This is a genomic window from Thermosynechococcus sp. PP555 (assembly GCF_031583225.1).
Classification (GTDB): Bacteria; Cyanobacteriota; Cyanobacteriia; order Thermosynechococcales; family Thermosynechococcaceae; genus Thermosynechococcus.
Genome location: NZ_CP134168.1, coordinates 2477115 through 2496546 on the forward strand (window position 1 = coordinate 2477115; position 19432 = coordinate 2496546).

The following is a 19432-nucleotide window of genomic DNA, read 5'->3' on the forward strand; positions in this document are numbered from 1 at the left end:
TGAGAGCAGGACCTCTCCTTCGGTGTGTCAATCCTTGGGAACACGATTTATGATGAAAACTTTTTGGCAACGTCTCAAATCTGTCACCGCCATTGTGGCAGTGGGGGTATTGATTGCCCATCTTATCCTTGATAGTGGTGCCGCATGGGCCGCCCGCAGTGGTGGACGTGTCGGGGGTGGCTCCTTTAGTCGTCCGGCGCCCACCCGTTCCTACGGTGCCCCCCGCAGTGATTACGGCGGCTATGCTCAGCCCGTTCCAGTCTATGGCGGTGGTTTTGGCTTTCCCTTCCTGATTCCCTTCTTTGGTTTTGGCGGTGGCTTTGGCGGCCTATTCACGATCATTATGATTGGTGTGCTGGCCAATATCTTGATCTCCACCTTCCGCAACTTCCGCAATAGCAGTGATGAGTCAGAAATCTACCAAGACAACCCCGTGGTCTCGCTACATACGCTGCAGGTGGGACTCGTCGCCCAAGCTCGCGAACTCCAAGAGGAACTCAATCAACTAGCCCTCACTGCCGATACCGCAACGCCCGAAGGTCTCACCAAAGTGCTGCAAGAGGCAACCCTTGCCCTGCTGCGCCATCCCCAATACTGGGTCTATGCCCATGCCAGTAGCCAAGAAACCAAGCTGTTGCAAGCGGAAACGGCCTTTAACCAACTGGCGCTTGCGGAGCGCAGCAAACTCAGTGCAGAAACCCTCTCCAACTACCGCCGTGACATTAAGCAAACAGCGATCGCCCCCATTGTCAGCAATGATGTGGGTGAATATATTGTTGTAACTTTGGTGGTGGCTGCCACGGGTCGCTTGAAACTGCCCGCAGTCAATAATGACCTAGAGCTACGGCAAGCGCTGCAACAGTTGGGAGGCATTGGTAGCGATCGCCTACTGGCGGTCGAATTGCTCTGGCAACCCCAAGCGATTGGTGACACCCTCACTGCCGATGAGTTGCTAATGGCCTATCCACAACTGAAGCACCTCTAACCCCTAGGCCCCCTGAGCGGCTAAATGTACCGCGCCCCGCAATCCCACCTCTGGATTCGTAATCACTGCAACGTACAACTGCTCCATCAGGGGGCGAAATCGTCCCTTACTCACAAACCCTTGGCGAAACGTGCCATCGGTCATTTTCGGCAGAATTTTGGGGGCAATCCCTCCGGCAATCAGCACCCCCCCCAAGGGCAAACTTTTCAGGGCAAGGTTGCCAGCCTCTGCCCCATAGGCATCCACAAACATCCGTAAGGCTTCTGCACACAGAGGATCCCCCTCAAGGCCGTATTGACTGATCACGGCGGCGCGATCCTCCACCTCTGCCATGGCTGCTGCAACCACTGCTGATTCGGGAGCAAAGTGGACACTCTTGAGATACTCGTAAATTGCCACTAGCCCCGCGCCAGAAACCACCCGTTCCACAGAAACTCGCTCGTAGGTTTGCCACAAATAGCGCAATAGACCCATTTCCTGTTCATTGCGGGGTGGAAAGTCGGTGTGGCCACCCTCTAGGGGCATCACTTGGTAGCGATCGCCCTGCCAAATCATCAGTGCTTCCCCCAAGCCAGTACCCGCTCCCAATAGGGCAATAGGCGCTTGGGGACGCCGCGGCCGCTCCTGAAGGACAACAAAATCCGTCGGCGGTAATACTAATGCACCATAGGCTACGGCTGCAAAATCATTCAGCAGCGTCACGCAAGGGATCTGCAATGCCGTTTCTAATTCGGCACCACTGACCCGCCAGCCCAAATTGGTGACCTGAGCCACTTGGTCAATCACAGGCCCCGGAATCCCCAGACAAGCCCGCTGTGGATGGGCAGGACTCTCCTTGAGGAACGTTTGCAAAAGAGTTGTCAAGTCAGGGAAATCGCGGCTGGCGTATTTCGCCCTGTGAAGCAAATGCCAATCACTGCCCACCACATCCCATAACTCGATGAGAGTTTTTGTGCCACCCACATCGGCGCCAAGTACAACGGTCATTGCCCACCCCTTGCTAACTCACGCTATGGGCTAACACTCGCTGCATCACGAGGGCGTAGGCATCCTCAATGGCGCCCAAATCTTGGCGAAAACGATCTTTATCGAGAATGCGCTTTTTAGGATCACTTTCATCTTGATTCCAGAGGCGGCAACTGTCGGGGCTAATTTCATCCGCTAAAAGAATCTCCCCCGTCGGACTGCGGCCAAACTCCAGCTTAAAGTCCACCAAGGTAATGCCACACTCCGCAAAAAAGCGACTGAGATGGGTATTGACGGCCAAGGCCATTTCCTTGATCGTTGCAACTTCCTCATCTGTAGCAATCTGCAATAGGCGCAGGCGATCGCCTGTAAGGAGCGGGTCACCAAGATCATCATTCTTGAGGTAAAACTCCACCAAGGGGGGATTGAGTTCTAATCCCAAGGGCAATCCCGTCTGCCGACAAAGGCTTCCCGCTGCCCGATTGCGCACCACCACCTCAAGGGGAATAATCTCTACTCGCCGAATGTGCATCTTGTTTGGCGCCACTTGAGCAATAAAATGGTTGGGGATGCCCTGAGCCGCCAGATACTGAAACAAATGGCTGGCGATCGCGCAGTTCATCACTCCCTTGTTTTGGATCGAGCCACGCTTCTGGGCATTAAAGGCGGTGGCCTCATCCTTGAACTCCGCCAGCAAGATGTCTGGATCCGCTGTGGCATAAATAATCTTTGCCTTGCCTTCGTACAAGGGAGAGAACTGAGTCATAAAAAGAGGTGCGTCTAAAAGCCAGATCTAGCCTAGCAAAGGCAGTCCCCCAATCCACAGCAGCTTGCTATAGGATAATCCCAATGGCTAAACCCCTCTTCGGCAAATTGGCATAGACTGACGGCAGGAGATAGATAGCGATGCCTCACTTCAGTAATCAACAGGCAGAAAAACTGGCAGAAATTGGTGCCTTCCTCCGCGAAAAGCGAGGGGAAGTGGGTCTAAGTCTTGAGGAGGTGGCCGCCAAAACGTTGGTGCGCCAGTCAATCCTTGCAGCCATTGAAAATGCCAACCTTGAGGAGTTGCCCGAACCCGTCTATACCCAAGGATTTATTCGCCGTTTTGCCGATGCCCTTGGCCTTGATGGCAAAAGTATTGCCGCCAATTTTCCAACAGTGGCTGACCCTGTGGAGCGCCCCGATAAACCCAGTCTTCCCAGGGGCGATATAGGTTGGCAGTTGCGCCCAATTCACCTCTACCTAATGTACTTTGCCCTCGTGGCAGCAGCAGTGGCTGGGTTGGCCTATCTCTTTCGTCCTCAAGCCCAAAGCATCACCGATTTAGCCCCCGCACCGACCCCTACCGCGTCCCCCAGTCCCACACCCACCCCCACAGCAGCGGCAACACCGACGCCCAGCCCCACGACCCCTGAAACGGTTGAGGTCAAGTTGTCCCTCTCCGATGCCTCGTGGCTCGAGGTGGAAGCCGATGGTCGAGTTGTCTATGCTGGTATTTTGGAGTCGGGAACAGAGCGCAGTTGGCAAGCCAAGGAGCGTTTAATTGTCCGCACGGGGAATGCTGGCGCTGTCAAGGTGAGTGTCAATAATGGTCCGTCCCAACCGATGGGGCAACTGGGAGAAGTGACAGAAAAAGAATTTCTTGCTAGTCAGGCCACTTCAGAGAGGGCAACCACGTCAACAGCACCGGAGCGTAGCGTTTCCAACTAGGTCACCCTCAATGGATGCAGCAACCACCTATCAAGTGGGGGGCAGTTTACCCACCACATCGGCAGTCTATGTCCGACGGCAAGCGGATGCGGATCTGTTGGCTGCCCTGACCGCTGGTGAGTTTTGCTATATTCTCAATTCGCGGCAAATGGGCAAATCCAGCTTGCGGGTGCAAGTAACACAGCAATTGATCACAATGGGGTACCGCTGTGCTGCCCTCGACATTACCAAAATTGGCAGCCAAAATATTCAACCCGAGCAGTGGTATGCCAGTTTTGTGGGTGCCCTCATTCAGGGATTTCAGTTAACTGATGTGGTCTCCTTGCGCGCTTGGTGGCGCGATCGCCAGCTGGTGTCACCCATTCAGCGCCTCAGTGATTTCGTAGAAACAGTGCTGCTTGCCCACACCCGTGAACCCCTTGTCATTTTTATTGATGAAATTGATAGTTTGTTGAGTCTGCCCTTTTCCACCGATGATTTTTTTGCTTGGATCCGCGCTTGTTACAACCAACGGGCAGATTATCCCGAATATCAGCGCTTAACCTTTGCTCTCTTTGGCGTGGCCACCCCCGATCAACTGATTCAAGATAAGCAACGCACCCCCTTTAACATTGGTTGTGCCATTGATTTACAGGGATTTACCCTTGCGGAAGCCACCCCCCTACTCAAGGGCATTGCCCATCTTAGCGACAACCCCGATCAACTCTTGGCGGAAATTCTCAATTGGACGGGTGGCCAACCCTTCTTGACCCAAAAACTCTGTCGCCTGCTGCAACACCACGGGTCATTTATGCCGGCGTCAACCCTCTCCCATGAGTTAGCCCAGTTTGTCCAAGAGCATATCCTTCAGGATTGGGAGCGGCAAGATGAACCCGAACACCTCAAGACCATTCGCAATCGCTTGCTGGCCGATGAACAGCGCATCGGTCGTCTCTTGGGTCTCTATCAGCGGGTTTTAGAAACGGGGGGTATTCCCCTTGATGGCAGTAGTGAGCAGCGAGCCCTCGCTCTAACGGGATTGGTGTGCCAGCGCCAAGGCAAATTGCAGGTGTTTAACCCCATCTATGCCCAAGTTTTTGATGCCCAGTGGGTTGAGCAACAGTTGGCACAACTGCGCCCCTACAGTGAGGAGTTCCAAGCATGGCTGCGCTCTGGGGGCAGTGATAGCTCCCGTCTCCTGCGGGGACAAGCCCTTGAGGAAGCGTTGATCTGGGCCAGTGGCAAAAGCCTCAGTGATCTGGATTATCAGTATCTTTCTGCCAGTCAGGAGGCCAACCAGAAAGCGATTCAAGACACGTTACTGCTCGAGCGCCAAGAAAAGGAGACGATCAGTGCTGCCAACCGCATTCTCGAGGCAGCTCGCCAAAAAGCCAGTCGTCTGACCCGCCGCGCCCTCATGGCTCTTGGTATTGTTTCTGTGATTTCTCTGGGGGTAGCGGCAATTTTGGCAAAAACCTATGCAGATCTACAAGCCTCCCAAGAAAGTCTAGCCCTTGAGCAAACCAGTAATGATCTTCTGGAACAGTTTCAAGCCCAAGAGTTACCCGCCCTTTTAGCAGGTATTGAGGCAGGACGCCACTTAAAACGACTGGTGGGCGATCGCCCCCTGAGTCAATACCCTACGACGCGCCCCCTCTTTGTGCTTAATTTTCTCCTCGATCACATTCAAGCCCGCAACCAATGGCAGAGTGACAATACCCCCCTGATGGCGGCCTTTTTGACGGCTGATGGTCAGCAGTTCAGCATTAGTGAAAGCGGCGTTGTCGAATTTTGGCGAGTGAACGGCGAGCGACTGAGTGCCCAGTCTTTGGAGATTGGCAATGTCAAACTGGCACGGATCAGCCCTAGGGGCGATCGCGTGGGTCTGCTCAATAATAAGGGCGAAATTTCCCTGTGGCGTGTCGAACTGCAAAAACTTATCTTTGAACGGCGTTTGCCTGCCTTACCGATCAATAACTTTCGCTTTAGTCCAGAGGGGCAGGAGTTGGCGGCCACCACAACTACAGGGGATATGCTGCGTTGGAGCCTTGAAGGGGAATTACTGGCCACTATTCCCACCCCTAGCCAGAGTATCAATAGCTTGAGTTATGCCATCAGGGGCGATCGCTTGGCCACTGCCGATGAAGAAGGCTGGATTCGGGTTTGGTCTCGTCAGGGGGAACTGCTCCAAGCATGGCAAGTCCAAGCCGATCTTCCCGTTCCCCAAACCAGTTTGACCTATCTCAGCAATGGCCAACTGGCGACGGTAGGCAAAGATGGCACCCTCCGCCTTTGGAACACCAAGGGGCAACAAATCAATCAATGGCGTGTCAGTGCAGCCCCAGTGTATTTTGTGGGTACGTCTCCTGTGGGCTATCGTCTATTGACCCTGAGCACAGATAACACGATGCGTCTGTGGCAGCCAACGGGTGAACTGATTGCTGAGTTGGGGAGTCATGAACGCCTGATCAATACCGTCAGCTTTAATCCAACGGGGTCAGTGCTCCTCAGTAGCGATCGCGGGGGGCAAATGACGCTGTGGTACCTCGATCATCACCGCACGGAACACTGGTTTGCCGATCAAGAGAGTATTTGGACAGTGGCCTTAGATTCCCAAGCAGCCACAGTGGTCACGGGGGGCAAAGATGGTCGTGTCAAGTACTGGCGACGGGATGGCACGCTCCTTGCCACAACCCCAGTTCTCGATCCTCAAGGCATCAACCAAGTGCTCTTTAGTCCCAGCGGCCAACGGGTGGCGATCGCCACCAAAGGGGGAAAATTAGTGATCTGGAACCTTGCGGATCGCTCCCAGCAAATCTGGCAACTGCCCATCGAGGCTACCCTCTACACCGTGTCCATGGATCCCCAACGACGGTACTTAGCCGCAGGCGATGAAAAAGGCACCATTTATCTTGTTGACCTCCAGCGGCCAGAGAACATTCAAAAGCGCAAAAGTGAAGGGGAAATTTGGAGCCTCAGCTTCCATCCGACACTCCCCCTGCTGGCGAGTACGGGGTCTGCGGGCACAATTGAGGTCTGGAATTTTGAGGGCGATCGCCTTGCCTATCGCCTGAACCCTGATGCAGGATGGCTGGCTAGCCTTGAATTTAGTGCCAACGGCCAATTCCTAGCGGCGGCTGGCGAAAGTGGCTCCGTCTATTTGTGGTCAATTCACGGCAAGAATGCCCCCAGCAACCCCCGTGTGTTTCGTGCTCACCAGCGCAGTATTGTCAGTCTCGGTCTTAGCCCCAATGGTGAAATGATTGCCACCGCCTCCCCCGATCGCAGTGTGCGGGTTTGGAACCAAAGAGGCCAGCTCATTACACTGATTGATCGTATTTCTGCCATTCCCTACAGCGTTGATGTGAGTGGCCAAGACGAACTTTATGTGGCGATTGGTACCGAGGATGACGAGGTCTTGATTAGCCCGCTGGCCACCCTAGGACAGTTATTAACCAGCGCCTGTGACTGGCTCAAGGACTACCGTCAACAAAATCCCGATGTTGCTCAAGCCTGTCCCTAAACGCTTGCAAGGGAAGCAAGGGGATTCGGAACCTCCTCGCTGGTGAATTGCCCCATCAGCACATACTCCAAGCGCAGCTTCAGCCACTGAATAAATTGCTGGTTGGTGGAGATAATGGCTGCGGCGGGCTGTGGACAACGCGCCTTCTGTTCAGCAAACTGGGGCTGCTCTAAAAACGCCGGCTCGGGCACCAGCCAAAAATCAATCTCTTTGCCTTGCTCCCGATAGTGACGCTGTCGCTCGCGAAACACTTCCTCAAGGGGTTCTTCCTCAGTCAAAAACTTTTTGCTTGCGAGAATGTAATAGTACGTCGCCATAGGGATCTATGCAAAACCACAACATATTCTATACAGTCCTCAGCTTAGCATAGGGGGAACCCCTGCCTCCATAACACTCTAGTTCTGAAGTTTTCTGAGGTTTCTGGTCGGAGCGATCGCTCTTCCTAGCCCATGCACCGCGACTCCTTGTTTTACCAACTGTTTGCCCAGCTGCCCCAAACTCTCTTTGACCTCTTGGGCAGAGACACACCGCAGGGGTATCGTTTTGACTCAGTCGAGTTGAAGCAAACCGCCTTTCGCATTGATGGCGTCTTCGTGCCCCCCGACCCCTCGGGAATAGTCTATTTTTGTGAAGTGCAGTTTCAGCGGGACAACACCTTCTACGAACGATTCTTTGCGGAAATCTTTCTCTATCTGCGGCTGTATCGTCAAACCTTCTCTGATTGGCAAGCGGTGGTTATTTATCCCAATCGCCAAGCAGAACAAGAGTGTTTTGAGCCGTATCAATTGTTAGTGAATAGCGATCGCCTGCGTCGGGTCTATTTGAATGAACTCGGTTCACTTGAGGCGTTGCCATTGAGCCTAGCCCTGATGCAGCTCACCGTGTTACCCGAAGCAGAAATGCCGACAGCAGCACGGTTACTGGCAGAACGCACTCGCATAGAGGCGGTTCCAAGGCCAGAAGTCATAATGGAGTTAATCACAACCATTGTGCTCTACAAGTTCACCAAGCTGAGTCGCGAGGAGGTGCTGCGCATGCTGGGGTTTACCACTGAAGAACTAAAGCGGACGCGATTTTATCAAGAAGTGTATGCTGAGGCACGAGAGGAAGGGCGACAAGAGGGGCGACAAGAGGGGCGACAAGAAGGATTGCAGCAAGGAGAAGCAGCCGTTGTCCTACGGCAGTTAAGGCGGCGGTTTGGTAGTGTGCCCAATGACCTTGAAGAAGGGATTCGTCAGCTCTCTCCCGATCAAATCGAAGCGTTGGCAGAAGCACTTCTAGACTTCACTGACCTAGAGGAAGTGTTTGCGTGGCTAAATCGCTCTTCCTAGCCCATGCACCGCGACTCCTTGTTTTACCAACTGTTTGCCCAGCTGCCCCAGACCCTCTTTGACCTCTTGGGCAGAGACACTCCTCAGGGGTATCGTTTTGAATCCGTGGAACTCAAGCAAACGGCCTTTCGCATTGATGGCGTCTTCGTGCCCCCCGACCCCTCGGGAATAGTCTATTTTTGTGAAGTGCAGTTTCAGCGGGACAACACCTTCTACGAACGATTCTTTGCGGAAATCTTTCTCTATCTGCGGCTGTATCGTCAAACCTTCTCTGATTGGCAAGCGGTGGTTATTTATCCCAATCGCCAAGCAGAACAAGAGTGTTTTGAGCCGTATCAATTGTTAGTGAATAGCGATCGCCTGCGTCGGGTCTATTTGAATGAACTCGGTTCACTTGAGGCGTTGCCATTGAGCCTAGCCCTGATGCAGCTCACCGTGTTACCCGAAGCAGAAATGCCGACAGCAGCACGGTTGCTGGCAGAGCGCACTCGCACAGAGGCAGTGCCAAGGCCAGAAGTCATAATGGAGTTAATCACAACCATTGTGCTCTACAAGTTCACCAAGCTGAGTCGCGAGGAGGTGCTGCGCATGCTGGGGTTTACCACTGAAGAACTAAAGCGGACGCGATTTTATCAAGAGGTTTATGCTGAGGCACGAGAGGAAGGGCGACAAGAGGGGCGACAAGAGGGGCGACAAGAAGGATTGCAGCAAGGAGAAGCAGCCGTTGTCCTACGGCAGTTAAGGCGGCGGTTTGGTAGTGTGCCCAATGACCTTGAAGAAGGGATTCGTCAGCTCTCTGCCGATCAAATCGAAGCGTTGGCAGAAGCACTTCTAGACTTCACTGACCTAGAGGAAGTGTTTGCGTGGCTAAATCGCTCTTCCTAGCCCATGCACCGCGACTCCTTGTTTTACCAACTGTTTGCCCAGCTGCCCCAGGCTCTCTTTGACCTTTTGGGCATAGACACCCCTCAGGGGTATCGTTTTGACTCAGTCGAGTTGAAGCAAACCGCCTTTCGCATTGATGGCGTCTTCGTGCCCCCTGACCCCTCGGGAATAGTCTATTTTTGTGAAGTGCAGTTTCAGCGGGACACTACCTTCTACGAACGATTCTTTGCGGAAATCTTTCTCTACTTGCGTCTGTATCGCCAGACCTTCTCTGACTGGCAAGCGGTGGTTATTTATCCCAATCGCCAAGCTGAACAAGAGTGTTTTGAGCCGTATCAATTGTTAGTGAATAGCGATCGCCTGCGTCGGGTCTATTTGAATGAACTTGGTTCACTTGAGGCGTTGCCATTGAGCCTAGCCCTGATGCAGCTCACCGTGTTACCCGAAGCAGAAATGCCGACAGCAGCACGGTTGCTGGCAGAGCGCACTCGCATAGAGGCAGTTCCAAGGCCAGAAGTCATAATGGAGTTAATCACAACCATTGTGCTCTACAAGTTCACCAAGCTGAGTCGCGAGGAGGTACTGCGCATGCTGGGGTTTACCACTGAAGAACTAAAGCGGACGCGATTTTATCAAGAGGTTTATGCTGAGGCACGAGAGGATGGATTACAGCAAGGATTACAACAAGGACTACAGCAAGGAGAAGCAGCCGTTGTCCTACGGCAGTTAAGGCGGCGGTTTGGTAGTGTGCCCAATGACCTTGAAGAACGGATTCGTCAGCTCTCTGCCGATCAAATCGAAGCGTTGGCAGAAGCACTTCTAGACTTCACTGACCTAGAGGAAGTGTTTGCGTGGCTAAATCGCTCTTCCTAGCCCATGCACCGCGACTCCCTCTTTTACCAACTGTTTGCCCAGTTACCCCAAACCCTCTTTGACCTTTTGGGCAGAGACACCCCTCAGGGGTATCGTTTTGACTCAGTCGAGTTGAAGCAAACCGCCTTTCGCATTGATGGCGTCTTCGTGACCCCCGACCCCTCGGGAATAGTCTATTTTTGTGAAGTGCAGTTTCAGCGGGACACTACCTTCTACGAACGATTCTTTGCTGAAATCTTTCTCTACTTGCGTCTGTATCGCCAAACCTTCTCTGATTGGCAAGCGGTGGTTATTTATCCCAATCGCCAAGCAGAACAAGAGTGTTTTGAGCCGTATCAATTGTTAGTGAATAGCGATCGCCTGCGTCGGGTCTATTTGAATGAACTCGGTTCACTTGAGGCGTTGCCATTGAGCCTAGCCCTGATGCAGCTCACCGTGTTACCCGAAGCAGAAATGCCGACAGCAGCACGGTTGCTGGCAGAGCGCACTCGCACAGAGGCAGTGCCAAGGCCAGAAGTCATAATGGAGTTAATCACAACCATTGTGCTCTACAAGTCCACCAAGCTGAGTCGCGAGGAGGTGCTGCGCATGCTGGGGTTTACCACTGAAGAACTAAAGCGGACGCGATTTTATCAAGAAGTGTATGCTGAGGCACGAGAGGAAGGGCGACAAGAGGGGCGACAAGAGGGGCGACAAGAGGGACGAGAAGAAGGACGGCAAGAAGGATTGCAGCAAGGAGAAGCAGCCGTTGTCCTACGGCAGTTAAGGCGGCGGTTTGGTAGTGTGCCCAATGACCTTGAAGAAGGGATTCGTCAGCTCTCTCCCGATCAAATCGAAGCGTTGGCAGAAGCACTCCTAGACTTCACTGGTCTAGAGGAAGTGTTTGCGTGGCTAAATCGCTCTTCCTAGCCCATGCACCGCGACTCCCTCTTTTACCAACTCTTTGCCCAGCTGCCCCAAACCCTCTTTGACCTTTTGGGCATAGACACCCCTCAGGGGTATCGTTTTGACTCCGTGGAACTCAAGCAAACGGCCTTTCGCATTGATGGCGTCTTCGTGCCCCCCGACCCCTCGGGAATAGTCTATTTTTGTGAAGTGCAGTTTCAGCGGGACAACACCTTCTACGAACGATTCTTTGCGGAAATCTTTCTCTATCTGCGGCTGTATCGTCAAACCTTCTCTGATTGGCAAGCGGTGGTTATTTATCCCAATCGCCAAGCTGAACAAGAGTGTTTTGAGCCGTATCAATTGTTAGTGAATAGCGATCGCCTGCGTCGGGTCTATTTGAATGAACTCGGTTCACTTGAGGCGTTGCCATTGAGCCTAGCCCTGATGCAGCTCACCGTGTTACCCGAAGCAGAAATGCCGACAGCAGCACGGTTACTGGCAGAACGCACTCGCATAGAGGCGGTTCCAAGGCCAGAAGTCATAATGGAGTTAATCACAACCATTGTGCTCTACAAGTTCACCAAGCTGAGTCGCGAGGAGGTGCTGCGCATGCTGGGGTTTACCACTGAGGAACTAAAGCGGACGCGATTTTATCAAGAGGTTTATGCTGAGGCACGAGAGGATGGATTACAGCAAGGATTACAACAAGGACTACAGCAAGGACTACAACAAGGACTACAACAAGGACTACAGCAAGGACTACAGCAGGGATTGCAACAAGGATTGCAACAAGGACTACAGCAAGGACTGCAACAAGGATTGCAACAAGGACTACAGCAAGGAGAAGCAGCCGTTGTCCTGCGGCAGTTAAGGCGGCGGTTTGGCAGTGTGCCCAATGACCTTGAAGAACGGATTCGTCAGCTCTCTCCCGATCAAATCGAAGCGTTGGCAGAAGCACTTCTAGACTTCACTGACCTAGAGGCAGTGTCTGATTGGCTCGATCACTCCGCCTAAGAATACTGCCTCGCGTGTTGATCTATTGGGTTGACATGCCCTAGACCCAAGAGGGGTAACATCGGCTGTTAAAATTTGTGATGGACTATCCATACGTGCAGCATTTTTGCCCTTAGGAGAGAACTGATTTGAGCGAAGCAGCCGTTGCCATTGTCACTGGTGCCTCACGGGGAATTGGTCGGGCGATCGCCCTCGAACTGGCGAAAGAAGGAGCCACTGTAGTTGTCAACTACGCCCGTTCTGCTGAAGCTGCCCTTGAAGTGGTGCAAATGATTGAACAGCAAGGGGGAACAGCGATCGCGATTGCTGCCGATGTATCTATCCCTGAGCAGGTCGATACCCTTGTGGCCAAAACGGTGGACACCTATGGCCGCGTCGATGTGCTGGTCAACAATGCCGGCATTACCCGCGACACGCTGCTGCTGCGCATGAGCCTCGAGGATTGGCAGGCGGTGATTAACCTGAACCTGACGGGGGTCTTCCTGTGTACCCGTGCGGTGAGTAAACTGATGCTCAAGCAAAAGCGGGGACGAATTATCAACATTGCTTCGGTAGCCGGGCAAATGGGCAACCCTGGCCAAGCCAACTACAGTGCTGCCAAAGCAGGCGTGATTGGGTTTAGCAAAACTGTGGCCAAAGAACTCGCCAGTCGGGGCATTACCGTGAATGCCGTTGCCCCCGGTTTTATTGCCACTGAGATGACCGCTGGACTCAAGGCAGAGGACATTCTTAAATTCATTCCCCTAGGGCGGTATGGCGAACCCACAGAGGTGGCAGGGATGGTGCGCTTTTTGGCCTTGGATCCGGCAGCCGCCTACATTACGGGGCAAGTCTTCAATGTGGATGGTGGTATGGTGATGGCCTAGGCGCCTTGGAGTAGTGCAGCAACCCATGACCGACGCGATTACCCTCCCCAGTCAATACGATCCCAAGCAAACCGAGGCCAAATGGCAACAGCTTTGGGAAAGCAGTGGTGTCTTTCACGCCGATCCCAACCACCCTGGCAAGCCCTATTGCATTGTCATTCCGCCTCCGAATGTCACCGGCAGTTTGCACATGGGTCACGCCTTTGAGCACGCCCTGATTGATGTGCTGATTCGCTATCACCGCATGATTGGTCGCAACGCCCTCTGGCTGCCGGGGACAGACCATGCCAGTATTGCTGTTAGCACGATTTTGGATCAACAGTTGCACGCGGAGGGCACCAACCGCTTTGCCTTGGGACGAGAGGCCTATCTGCAGCGGGCTTGGGCGTGGAAGGAGTCATCGGGCAATACGATTGTCGGCCAAATTCGTCGCTTGGGACTGTCGGTGGATTGGTCGCGCGAACGCTTCACCATGGACGAGGGGTTGTCGCGGGCGGTGCTGACCGCCTTTAATCGCCTCTATGAAGCAGGGCTGATCTATCGCGGTAAGTATTTGGTGAACTGGTGCCCCGCCAGTCAATCGGCAGTCTCGGATTTAGAAGTGGAAAACCGTGAAGTACAGGGGCATCTCTGGCATTTTCGCTATCCGCTGACGGATGGCTCAGGATATTTGGAGGTGGCGACGACCCGGCCAGAAACGATGCTGGGAGATACAGCGGTGGCGGTTCACCCTGAGGACGATCGCTATCGCCATTTGATTGGCAAAACGCTGCGGCTTCCCCTGATGAATCGGGAAATTCCCATTATTGGCGATCCCTTAGTAGATCCGACCTTTGGCACCGGCTGTGTGAAAGTCACCCCAGCCCACGATCCCAATGATTTTGTCATGGGGCAACGCCATCACCTACCCATGATTAACCTGATGAATAAGGATGGCACCCTCAATGAGAATGCTGGCGAGTTTGCAGGTCTGGATCGCTTTGTGGCGCGTAAACAGGTGGTGGCTCGCCTAGAGGCAGAGGGCTTTTTGGTACGGGTGGAGGACTATAAACACACCGTTCCCTATAGCGATCGCGGCAAAGTCCCCATTGAACCGCTCCTCTCTACTCAATGGTTTGTGAAAATTCGTCCCCTCGCGGATGCTACCCTCAAGGCACTGGATAAAAAGCACTCCCCCCGCTTTATCCCCGATCGCTGGGCAAAGGTCTATCGCGATTGGCTGGTGAACTTACGGGATTGGTGTATTTCACGGCAACTGTGGTGGGGGCATCAAATTCCCGCTTGGTATGTGGTCAGTGAAACCGAAGGCGAAGTGCGCGATGACACGCCCTTTGTGGTGGCCATGGATGAGGCCGCTGCCCGCGCCAAGGCGATCGCCCAATTTGGCAAGGAGATTCAGCTCCAGCAGGATCAGGACGTACTGGATACGTGGTTTTCCTCTGGTCTATGGCCCTTTTCTACCCTCGGCTGGCCCGATGATACGCCAGACTATCGCTGCTATTACCCCAACACCACCCTTGTGACCGGGTTTGACATCATCTTTTTCTGGGTGGCGCGGATGACTATGATGGGGCAGTACTTCACGGGTAAAATCCCCTTCCGCGATGTCTATATCCACGGCTTGGTGCGGGATGAAAACAACAAGAAAATGTCCAAGTCTGCCAACAATGGCATTGACCCGCTGATCTTAATTGAAAAATACGGTACTGATGCGCTGCGCTATAGCTTGGTCAAGGAAGTGGTAGGCGCCGGTCAGGATATTCGCTTGGCCTACAACCGCAAAACCGATGAATCGGCAACCGTCGAGGCGGCTCGCAACTTTGCCAACAAGCTCTGGAATGCCTCTCGCTTTGTGTTGCTGAATCTAGAGGGACAAACCCCCAGCCAGTTGGGGACACCACAGCGGCGGGACTTGGCGGCCAGCGATCGCTGGATTCTCAGTCGCTACCACACGGCCATTCAAACCACCCGCGAACGCATTGAAAGCTATGGTCTTGGGGAGGCGGCTAAGGGACTCTACGAATTCATCTGGGGGGATTTTTGCGACTGGTACATTGAACTGGTGAAACCCCGTTTGCAAGGGGAAAACGCCAAAGCTAAGCGCACGGCGCAACAGGTGCTAGCCACGGTTCTCGATGGTATCCTGAAGCTGCTCCATCCTTTCATGCCCCACATCACCGAGGAAATTTGGCACACGCTGCATCAGGTGGGAGACAGTGAAGTTTTAGCGGTACAACCCTACCCGAAAGTGAATCGCCGCGCCATTGACCCTGACCTTGAAGCCCAATTTAGCCTTTTGATTGAAACCATCCGCACCCTTCGCAATCTGCGGGCAGAGGCAGGGATTAAGCCGGGATTGTATATTACGGCCTTGATTGAGGCCAGTGCTGAGGAAGCACCGATCTTTGAGGCTGGGGCGGCAGATATTCAACACCTAGCGCGCCTTGAGTCGCTAACCATTGGCACCGACCTGCAAATTCCGCAGCAGGTGTTTAGTGGTGTGGTTGGCAAAAGCGAGGTGCTCATTCCCCTAGCGGGGGTCGTGGATGTGGCAGCCTTGGTGGCCAAACTCCAGCAGGAGGGCGATCGCCTGACCAAAGACATTCAATCTTTAACGGCTCGCCTCAACAACCCCAATTTTGTTAACAAAGCCCAACCAGAGGTGGTGGCTATGGCTCAGGCGCAACTGACCGCTGCCCAACAGCAACTCGCGATTATTCAGCGCCGACTCCAGTCGCTAAGTGCCGATGCCTAAACCCAACCCTGATCAGTAGAAAACAGCACCGCAAGCAGTTGAAGCCTATTTGCGCGATCGCTCGCCTCATTAACGTGCAATAAAAAATAGGGGGGTGTTTCCCCCCCCTAAAATGGACTGAGAAAATCTCAGCCTCAATAGCGATAGCCGCCGTAGCCGCTGTTGGCCTGATTGGGCTTGTAGACAATAAAGCCCATCACTTGGCACTGCTTGATATTGTCAAAGGCCACCACCCGGATAAAGCAGTTAGGATATTCCGAGCGGCACTGCTGCACCTCGTTGAGCACCTCTTGGGCATTGGTGCAGTTAAACAGGGGCAGCTTCCACATCGTCCAGTAGTGAATCTCAGCATCAGAGGTTTCGTTGAACTCTACGCAGGGGTGGTAACCCTGATCAATCGCGTACTGGATTTGCCGCATAATTTGGGCATCACTGAGGGGAGGCAGGTAGGAGAAAGTTTCGTAACGACGCTCTTTGGGCAGTGTTTTCATAGGTTCCTCAATTGGTTCACAGTCAACAAATTATTCAGGGGTTTCTGGATGGCTGCTCTCAACATTGGCTTCCGACACTTGGGTCATCCGCTCCAGTTGTTGACAGCGTTGTTGCAAGTTGGCCTGCTGGATGCCCGCACGTAACATTTCTGGTAGATAGTCCGCCACCATTTCCGCGAGATGTTCGCGTACCGTGAGGATGCGAAAACCGAGATCGGGCTGTTCGCGAAAGAGAGCTTCCAAGTAGCGTTCACCATCTTGGATACTTTCTTGACTCGTGAACTGGTGTAGCCAGAGCGATCGCGGTGGATCGGTTTCGGCCAGTTGCCCAATCACGGTTCGCACGGCCTGATAGGTGAGATAACTCATCAGGGTTTTGGTGGTTTGCTTCGCAATGTGCTTGACATCCATAGACCTACGGGGAAATCGTTGCCGTAGCTCCGATTGAACCCCAACTGCACCACCTAGATCGTGTCTTGCGCTTCAAACTCGAACTTGATTTCTTTCCAGAGTTCGCAGGCAGCAGCCAGTTCTGGACTCCAGCGAGCGGCTTCGCGGATGATGTCGCTGCCTTCGCGCATCAGGTCACGACCTTCGTTGCGGGCTTGGATGCAGGCTTCAAGGGCGACCCGGTTCGCAGTTGCCCCCGGTGCATTCCCCCAAGGGTGACCAAGTGTGCCGCCCCCAAATTGCAGCACAGAATCATCACCAAAAATGTCCACCAGTGCGGGCATGTGCCAGACGTGAATGCCACCAGAAGCCACCGCCATCACTCCTGGCATCGAGGCCCAGTCTTGGGTGAAGTAAATGCCACGAGAGCGATCCTGCTCAATGTAGTTTTCCCGCAACAGATCGATAAAACCAAGGGTGATGGCTTTATCCCCTTCCAGCTTACCGACAACGGTACCGGTGTGGATGTGGTCACCCCCAGACATCCGCAAGCACTTGGCCAAGACCCGGAAGTGGATGCCGTGGTTTTTCTGACGGTCAATCACAGCGTGCATAGCGCGGTGAATGTGCAGTAGCATGCCATTGTCACGGCACCATTTGGCCAAGGTAGTGTTGGCAGTGAACCCCGCGGTCAGGAAGTCATGCATGATGATGGGCATTTCCAGTTCTTTGGCAAACTCTGCCCGCTTCAGCATTTCCTCGCAAGTGGGAGCGGTTACGTTGAGATAGTGGCCTTTGATTTCGCCAGTTTCGGCCTGGGCTTTGTGAATGGCATCGGCAACGAAGAGGAAGCGATCGCGCCAGCGTTGGAAGGGCTGGGAGTTGATGTTTTCGTCATCTTTGGTGAAGTCCAGACCACCGCGCAGACATTCATAAACGGCACGGCCATAGTTTTTCGCCGACAGACCCAGTTTCGGCTTGATCGTGCAGCCCAAGAGGGGACGACCATATTTATTCAATTTGTCGCGCTCCACTTGAATCCCGTGGGGGGGGCCTTGGAAGGTTTTCAGGTAAGCCACCGGAATCCGCAGGTCTTCTAGACGCAGCGCTTTGAGGGCTTTGAAACCAAACACGTTCCCCACAATGGAGGTCAGCATGTTGGTGACGGATCCTTCTTCAAAGAGATCCAGCGGGTAGGCAATGTAGGCGATGAACTGATTATCTTCACCCGGCAGGGGTTCGATGTCGTAGCAGCGACCTTTGTAGCGATCCAAGTCGGTCAGCAGGTCGGTCCACACGGTGGTCCATGTCCCTGTCGAGGATTCTGCGGCAACGGCGGCGGCAGCTTCCTCAAAGGGCACGCCCGGCTGCGGGGTCACACGAAAGGCCGCTAGAATATCGGTATCTTTGGGAGTGTAATCAGGGGTGTAATAGGTCAGGCGGTAGTCTTTTACCCCTGCCTGATACCCAGCTTTCTGGGATTTGGATTGCGTATAGGCCATAGACGTTTTTCCTCTTTAACAGTTACTGTGCCGAATAGAGCAATCTCTACGGGCAACCTTTGCAATGGGTAGTGTGAACGCTACGATTCCCCCAAAATGGGGCAAAATTGAGCAATGCAAAACTCAGCGAGATGATGCAACCATCCGCAAGCCTGTGATATCGTCGTAGGTCTTATGCTTAAGCATCAGCTTAGTTGATACCCAATGCAATAACTTTTGCTTTGGAGATTCTTAATTATTCTATAGGTTTGGGTTATCAATCTTTAGAGTTGTTTATAGGTTTCTAATCAGAGGCGCACAACCATAGTGCTCTGTCTATTCAAAAACGATTGAGGATTATCTGAAATCAATTGAATGGCGTTCATGGGGGGCGATCGCTCTATTGTTTTTGCAAAAAAGGGGGTGGAATTTCTATGAGTCCGATCATTCAATGGTATCCCGGCCACATTGCTAAGGCAGAACGCGCCCTTAAGGAACAACTGAAACAGGTGGATGTGATCTTAGAAGTGCGGGATGCACGGATTCCCCTGGCCAGTTACCATCCCCAAATTCGTCAGTGGGCTAGTGGCAAGCACCGCCTCTTGGTGCTCAATGGCATGGACAGGATTAGCGATCGCGATCGCCAGCAGTGGCTGACATGGTTTGAGACCCAAGGAGAAACCGTCTTTTTCACCAATGCGCAGCGGGGTGAAGGGATTCGCCAACTCCAACAGGCGGCGGTGCGGGCAGGGACTGCCATGAATCAACGCCGTCAACAGCGGGGCATGCAAGTAAGAGCCGTACGGGCTGTGGTTCTGGGGTTTCCCAATGTGGGCAAGTCAGCACTGATTAATCGCCTTTTGCGGCAGCGGGTGGTTGAGAGTGCCGCTCGGCCGGGGGTAACCCGGCAACTGCGCTGGGTACGTTTGTCTCCCACCTTGGAACTTTTGGATGCCCCCGGGGTCTTGCCGATGAATTTTAAGAATCAAGAGGCGGCGGTAAAACTGGCCATTTGCGATGACATTGGCGAAGCTGCCTACGACCCTTGTCGCGTGGCACCAATTCTTGTTGAGCTACTGCACCAGTTGGGACACGCCGATCACCTCAGCGATCGCTATGGTCTAGCCGTCACCGACACGGGTGAAACCTATCTTCATGATCTCGCCACTAACCGCTACCATGGTGACTTAGAACGGGCAGCCCGACAACTGTTGCAAGACTATCGCCGCGGTTACTTGGGGGCGATCGCCCTTGAGCGTCCCCCTTTGCAAGATAATATGTAAGTATTTCTG

General features: G+C 53.4%; 17 protein-coding genes. 11 read left to right on the forward strand and 6 right to left on the reverse strand.

What is annotated here, in order from left to right:
- Positions 1-49 precede the first annotated feature (49 nt).
- Positions 50-985, forward strand: a complete 936-nt coding sequence (locus tag RHH27_RS12160) for a DUF1517 domain-containing protein (protein WP_302678397.1) — start codon at positions 50-52, stop codon at positions 983-985.
- Positions 986-988: 3 nt separating this feature from the next.
- Here the strand turns inward: RHH27_RS12160 and RHH27_RS12165 are convergent, their stop codons facing one another.
- Both RHH27_RS12165 and purC read right to left on the reverse strand, forming a co-directional pair.
- On the reverse strand, positions 989-1972 hold the full coding sequence (locus tag RHH27_RS12165; protein WP_206200352.1) for a glucokinase: 984 nt from the start codon (positions 1970-1972) through the stop codon (positions 989-991).
- Between the two features lie 13 nt (positions 1973-1985).
- A complete protein-coding gene (gene purC, locus RHH27_RS12170) occupies positions 1986-2717 on the reverse strand; it encodes a phosphoribosylaminoimidazolesuccinocarboxamide synthase (RefSeq protein WP_302677432.1) in 732 nt (243 codons plus the stop codon).
- A 140-nt stretch (positions 2718-2857) separates the two neighbouring features.
- Here purC and RHH27_RS12175 point away from each other — a divergent pair, with 140 nt between their 5' ends.
- Positions 2858-3664, forward strand: coding sequence for a helix-turn-helix domain-containing protein (locus tag RHH27_RS12175; protein WP_302678398.1), 807 nt, complete (start codon positions 2858-2860; stop codon positions 3662-3664).
- A gap of 10 nt (positions 3665-3674) precedes the next feature.
- The gene (locus tag RHH27_RS12180) at positions 3675-7166 is read left to right on the forward strand and encodes an AAA-like domain-containing protein (protein ID WP_302678399.1); all 3492 of its coding nucleotides are present in this window, start codon (positions 3675-3677) and stop codon (positions 7164-7166) included.
- On the opposite strand, the gene RHH27_RS12185 is transcribed toward RHH27_RS12180, so the two are convergent.
- A complete protein-coding gene (locus RHH27_RS12185) occupies positions 7163-7483 on the reverse strand; it encodes an MgPME-cyclase complex family protein (RefSeq protein ID WP_011057339.1) in 321 nt (106 codons plus the stop codon). The two genes, RHH27_RS12180 and RHH27_RS12185, sit on opposite strands and share 4 nt — an antisense overlap.
- A gap of 132 nt (positions 7484-7615) precedes the next feature.
- Here RHH27_RS12185 and RHH27_RS12190 point away from each other — a divergent pair, with 132 nt between their 5' ends.
- The 7 genes from RHH27_RS12190 (at position 7616) to RHH27_RS12220 (ending at position 15778) form a co-directional block, all read left to right on the forward strand.
- The gene (locus RHH27_RS12190; protein WP_302678400.1) at positions 7616-8497 is read left to right on the forward strand and encodes an Rpn family recombination-promoting nuclease/putative transposase; all 882 of its coding nucleotides are present in this window, start codon (positions 7616-7618) and stop codon (positions 8495-8497) included.
- Positions 8498-8500: 3 nt separating this feature from the next.
- Positions 8501-9382 carry an Rpn family recombination-promoting nuclease/putative transposase gene (locus tag RHH27_RS12195; protein WP_302678401.1) on the forward strand — a complete coding sequence of 294 codons (882 nt, stop codon included), beginning with the start codon at positions 8501-8503 and terminating at the stop codon, positions 9380-9382.
- A gap of 3 nt (positions 9383-9385) precedes the next feature.
- Positions 9386-10255 (forward strand): Rpn family recombination-promoting nuclease/putative transposase, encoded by an 870-nt coding sequence (locus tag RHH27_RS12200; RefSeq protein WP_302678402.1) that lies wholly within the window; start codon positions 9386-9388, stop codon positions 10253-10255.
- A gap of 3 nt (positions 10256-10258) precedes the next feature.
- A complete protein-coding gene (locus RHH27_RS12205) occupies positions 10259-11164 on the forward strand; it encodes an Rpn family recombination-promoting nuclease/putative transposase (protein WP_302678403.1) in 906 nt (301 codons plus the stop codon).
- 3 nt (positions 11165-11167) lie between these two features.
- Positions 11168-12157: an Rpn family recombination-promoting nuclease/putative transposase gene (locus RHH27_RS12210; RefSeq protein WP_302678404.1), complete on the forward strand. Its 990-nt coding sequence runs from the start codon at positions 11168-11170 to the stop codon at positions 12155-12157.
- Positions 12158-12285: 128 nt separating this feature from the next.
- Positions 12286-13023 (forward strand): 3-oxoacyl-[acyl-carrier-protein] reductase, encoded by a 738-nt coding sequence (gene fabG, locus RHH27_RS12215; protein ID WP_206200359.1) that lies wholly within the window; start codon positions 12286-12288, stop codon positions 13021-13023.
- A gap of 25 nt (positions 13024-13048) precedes the next feature.
- Positions 13049-15778, forward strand: a complete 2730-nt coding sequence (locus RHH27_RS12220) for a valine--tRNA ligase (protein WP_302678405.1) — start codon at positions 13049-13051, stop codon at positions 15776-15778.
- Positions 15779-15912: 134 nt separating this feature from the next.
- On the opposite strand, the gene RHH27_RS12225 is transcribed toward RHH27_RS12220, so the two are convergent.
- The 3 genes from RHH27_RS12225 to RHH27_RS12235 are packed head-to-tail and all read right to left on the reverse strand — an operon-like array spanning position 15913 to position 18161.
- A complete protein-coding gene (locus tag RHH27_RS12225) occupies positions 15913-16269 on the reverse strand; it encodes a ribulose bisphosphate carboxylase small subunit (RefSeq protein WP_206200361.1) in 357 nt (118 codons plus the stop codon).
- Between the two features lie 30 nt (positions 16270-16299).
- Positions 16300-16680 carry a RuBisCO chaperone RbcX gene (gene rcbX / locus RHH27_RS12230; protein WP_302677423.1) on the reverse strand — a complete coding sequence of 127 codons (381 nt, stop codon included), beginning with the start codon at positions 16678-16680 and terminating at the stop codon, positions 16300-16302.
- Between the two features lie 53 nt (positions 16681-16733).
- Positions 16734-18161 (reverse strand): form I ribulose bisphosphate carboxylase large subunit, encoded by a 1428-nt coding sequence (locus RHH27_RS12235; protein ID WP_149819787.1) that lies wholly within the window; start codon positions 18159-18161, stop codon positions 16734-16736.
- A gap of 413 nt (positions 18162-18574) precedes the next feature.
- On the opposite strand from RHH27_RS12235, the gene ylqF reads away from it, so the two are divergent.
- Positions 18575-19423: a ribosome biogenesis GTPase YlqF gene (gene ylqF, locus RHH27_RS12240; protein WP_302678406.1), complete on the forward strand. Its 849-nt coding sequence runs from the start codon at positions 18575-18577 to the stop codon at positions 19421-19423.
- Positions 19424-19432: the final 9 nt, after the last annotated feature.